Consider the following 3,728-nt stretch of genomic DNA (forward strand, 5'->3'; position numbering starts at 1 on the left):
GCCTTGGACCGTGGGACCAGGCGGCGGCGATCGCCGCACCCAGGAACCAGCGGCCGATGCCTTGGCCGGTCGCGTGCTCCATCATGCCGAAATAGGCAAGTTCCACTTCTTCCGGCAGATGCGGCTTTAGGTCAAAGAAACCGGCCGGCGACCCATCGAGATACAGCACCCTGATGTCGCGGTCCTCGCGATGGATGCCCGCAGAAAGCTCCTCGTTGCTGAGCCTCAGCACGTTGACCCAGTGCCATTTGCGGCCTACCCGATCCATCAGGTAGCGGTAGAAATGCAGCGGAATGTCCTTGGTCTTCAGCAATGCGATCTGGCGGTTGTACGGCACCGGCGGCGAGTAGGCCGGCGGCACATGCATTTCGAGAAACGTCACCGTGACCTCGATGTCTTCAAGCGCTCCGTTTTCCATCACTGTCGATCCTTGCCCGTCACGACTGGCGTATCGCTAAGCCCACCCCATTCCGTCCATGAACCGTCGTAGAGCCTGTTGTCGGTATGGCCAAGCGTCTCGAGCGCGAGCGTGATCGCCGCCGCAGTGACGCCTGAGCCGCAAGAGGTGACGACCGGCTTCGACAGGTCGATGCCGGCGTCCTCGATCACCTTGCGCAGTCGGTCTTTCGACAGCAGCTCACCGTTCTCGGCAAGCGCCGAAAACGGCACGTTGTGCGCGCCGGGCATATGGCCTGAGCGGACGCCGGCGCGAGGCTCCGGCTCGGTACCGGCAAACCGGCCAGGCGAGCGCGCATCGGCGATCTGGCTTTTCCCGGTCTCGACGATACGGCGCATGTCGGCCAGGCTGGCGACGCGGGCGGCATCGAAGTCGGCATGAAACACGCAAGGCGCGATCTTCGTCGGCTCCGCCGTCACCGGCCGTCCAGCCGCTTTCCAGCGGTCGAAGCCGCCGTCCAACACGTAGGCCTGGAACACCCCCATGACACGGAACATCCACCAGGCGCGCGGCGCCGAGAAGAAGCCCGGACCGTCATAGACCACGATGGTGTCGTCGGCCGAAATGCCCATGGCGCCGACATATTGGGCGAAATGCTGCGGCGACGGCAGCGTGTGAGGCAGTGCGGAATCGGGATCCGAGATCGCATCCTGATCCAGGAAACGGGCGCCTGGAATGTGCGCTGCGTCATATTCGGCGCGCGCGTCGCGCTTCTGCGCCGGCAGATACCAGGACGCGTCGACGATGGTCAGGCCAGGCTCGCCGAGGCGCTTCTGCAACCAGTCCGCATCGACGGTGAAAGGGCTGTCTTCGGCCATTCTTCTTCTCCTGCCCGCCTTTGACAATCTGTTTATCAGGCCGGCGGCATCGGTCCAAAGCGTATTCGGAAGCGTCGGTTCTCGCGACCCTTCTTCTCGATCTTGCCGATATGGATCTCGCCGACTTCTCCAGTGCTCTTCACATGGGTGCCGCCGCAAGGCTGGCTGTCGATCGAGGCGTTCTCGCCAATGCAGACCAGGCGGATCTTGCCCGTGCCGGCGGGTGGCCGAACATTCTTGGATTTCACCAGCGCCGGATTGGCCGCCAGTTCCTCGTCGGTGATCAGCCTGACAAAGACCGGGTGGTCGGCCCGCACCAGTTCCATCAACCTGGTCGTCACGTCTTCCCTGGTGAAGCCGGCATCCGGGATGTCGAAGTCGACACGGCTGTCGTCCTCGGAAACCGAGGCGCCGGTGATCGGGAACGGGCAGACAACGGTGAGCAAATGGCAGGCTGTGTGCATGCGCATCAGCAAATGCCGCCTCTCCCAATCGACGGCGAGCTTTATCGGTTCGCCGACCTCAAGCACCGCCTGCTCAGGCTGCGGCACATGAATGATCTCATCTTTGGTCTGACCGGTGATGGTGGCGGCAACAGCGATCAGGCTGCCGTCGTCGCGTTCGAGGGTGCCCGTATCGCCCGGCTGCCCGCCCGACGTGGCATAGAAGATCGTCCGGTCCAGTATTATGCCGCCACGATCGTTGACGGCTACAATCGTGGCGTCAGCCGTCCTGAGATAGGCGTCGTCGCGAAACAGCGCTTCCGTCCTGTAAGCCATCACGCGACCTTTTCGAACGGCACCGAAATTGTGCTCCGCTGTTCCATCCAGCCCGGTACCGGCAGCTTCTTTTGGCGCAGGAATTCCGGGTTGAATAATTTCGACTGATAGCGCGTGCCGTAGTCGCAAAGCACGGTCACGATGGTGTGGCCGGGACCCATCTCACGCGCTAACCGGATCGCGCCGGCAATGTTGATGCCGGTCGAGCCACCGACGCACAGACCCTCCTCCTGGATAAGGTCGAAGACGATCGGCAGTGCATCCTCGTCCGGAATCTGGAAGGAGAAATCCGGCGTGAACCCTTCCAGATTGGCGGTGACCCGCCCCTGCCCGATGCCTTCGGTGATCGAGCTGCCTTCGGATTTCAGCTCTCCGCTGGTGTAGAAACTATAGAGCGCCGCACCCAGCGGATCGGCGAGCGCGATCTTGACGTCCTTGCTCTTGGACTTAAGCCCGAAAGCGATGCCGGCCAGTGTTCCGCCGGAGCCGACCGCCGAGACGAAACCGTCGACCTTGCCGCCGGTCTGGGCCCAGATTTCTTCCGCTGTGGTGCGGGTATGGCCGTCACGGTTGGCGACGTTGTCAAACTGATTGGCCCAGATCGCGCCGTTCGGCTCGGACCGGGCCATCTGCTCGGCCAGACGGCCCGACAGTTTCACATAATTGTTGGGGTTCTTGTAGGGAACGGCAGGCACCTCGATCAGCTCGGCGCCGAGCAATTTGATCGTGTCCTTCTTCTCCTGGCTTTGCGTCTCGGGGATGACGATCACGGTGCGGTAGCCAAGCGCTTTGGCAACCAGCGTCAATCCGATGCCGGTGTTGCCGGCCGTCCCCTCGACGATGACCCCACCCGGCCTCAAGAGCCCGCGCTGCTCGGCATCGCGGATGATGAACAGCGCGGCACGGTCCTTGACCGATTGGCCAGGATTCATGAATTCGGCTTTGCCCAGGATCTCGCAGCCGGTTTCTTCCGAGGCTTTGTTGAGGCGGATCAGAGGCGTGTTGCCGATCGCTTCGATCACAGAACGGGGCATGGAGATTCCTTTATGCTTGCGGCGGAACCCTAGAAACCCGAAGCTTCGGTTTCAAGGCAAGAATTTGTCTGGTCCAGCGGCATTTCTGGGCTGCAATTCCGAAAATAGACGTCGCCTTCCGCTTTTCGTTGAAGCTCCCACTGAAAAGCGCTCTTTTCATTCGATTTCTTCGTCGCTAGAGCACAGCTAAGAAAAAGTCGCAGGGCATAGTATGACTCTCTACCGGGCCAACCCGAAAGACGGCGTCGCCTGGATCACGGGCGGCAGCAGCGGCATCGGCCGTTCATTGGCCAAGGACCTGGCGGAGCAAGGCTATGCCGTCGCGGTGACGGCGCTCGACGACGATCCGATCGATACGCTTGTTGTCGAGACGGCGCAGATGCCGGGCCATGTCACGGCCTATCCTTGCGACGTCACCGACGAGAGACGCATGGCAAAGACGGTGGCGGCGATCGAGAAGGATCTCGGCCCGATCGTCTTGGCCGTCTTCAATGCCGGGAGCTATATTGCGACCGCCGGCGAAGACCTTGCCGTCCGTGAATTTCGCCAGTCTTTCGATGTCAATTATTTCGGCACCATCAACGGCCTGGTGCCGGTCATCGAACGCATGCGCGTCCGCGCGCGCGGCCATATCGTCCTG

General features: G+C 61.8%; 5 protein-coding genes. 1 reads left to right on the forward strand and 4 read right to left on the reverse strand.

Translation table 11 applies throughout. The features are described from left to right. The 4 genes from EOA86_RS26365 to EOA86_RS26380 form a co-directional block, all read right to left on the reverse strand. Positions 1 to 418: GNAT family N-acetyltransferase (locus EOA86_RS26365; protein ID WP_164891994.1), on the reverse strand; the 418-nt coding region annotated here is incomplete at its 3' end. Beyond that, a complete protein-coding gene (gene sseA, locus EOA86_RS26370) occupies positions 418 to 1,275 on the reverse strand; it encodes a 3-mercaptopyruvate sulfurtransferase (RefSeq protein ID WP_128344370.1) in 858 nt (285 codons plus the stop codon). The genes sseA and EOA86_RS26365, both read right to left, overlap by 1 nt. Before the next feature lie 35 nt (positions 1,276 to 1,310). Beyond that, positions 1,311 to 2,054: an alanyl-tRNA editing protein gene (locus tag EOA86_RS26375; RefSeq protein WP_065008724.1), complete on the reverse strand. Its 744-nt coding sequence runs from the start codon at positions 2,052 to 2,054 to the stop codon at positions 1,311 to 1,313. Next, a complete protein-coding gene (locus EOA86_RS26380) occupies positions 2,054 to 3,088 on the reverse strand; it encodes a cysteine synthase A (RefSeq protein ID WP_065008723.1) in 1,035 nt (344 codons plus the stop codon). Before EOA86_RS26380 ends, EOA86_RS26375 begins: the two co-directional genes overlap by 1 nt. A 211-nt stretch (positions 3,089 to 3,299) precedes the next feature. Here EOA86_RS26380 and EOA86_RS26385 point away from each other — a divergent pair. After that, positions 3,300 to 3,728, forward strand: a 429-nt coding sequence (locus tag EOA86_RS26385; RefSeq protein ID WP_128344372.1) for an SDR family NAD(P)-dependent oxidoreductase, incomplete at its 3' end; no start/stop codon positions are given.

The sequence above is a fragment of the Mesorhizobium sp. M5C.F.Ca.IN.020.32.2.1 genome (genome assembly GCF_004023105.1).
GTDB lineage: Bacteria > Pseudomonadota > Alphaproteobacteria > Rhizobiales > Rhizobiaceae > Mesorhizobium > Mesorhizobium wenxiniae.

What these genes read in the sequence shown, in the direction of transcription:
- sseA (WP_128344370.1), bottom strand. Translation starts at nt 1,275, where the DNA reads ATGGCCGAAGACAGCCCTTTCACCGTCGATGCGGACTGGTTGCAGAAG.
- EOA86_RS26375 (WP_065008724.1), bottom strand. Translation starts at nt 2,054, where the DNA reads ATGGCTTACAGGACGGAAGCGCTGTTTCGCGACGACGCCTATCTCAGG.
- EOA86_RS26380 (WP_065008723.1), bottom strand. Translation starts at nt 3,088, where the DNA reads ATGCCCCGTTCTGTGATCGAAGCGATCGGCAACACGCCTCTGATCCGC.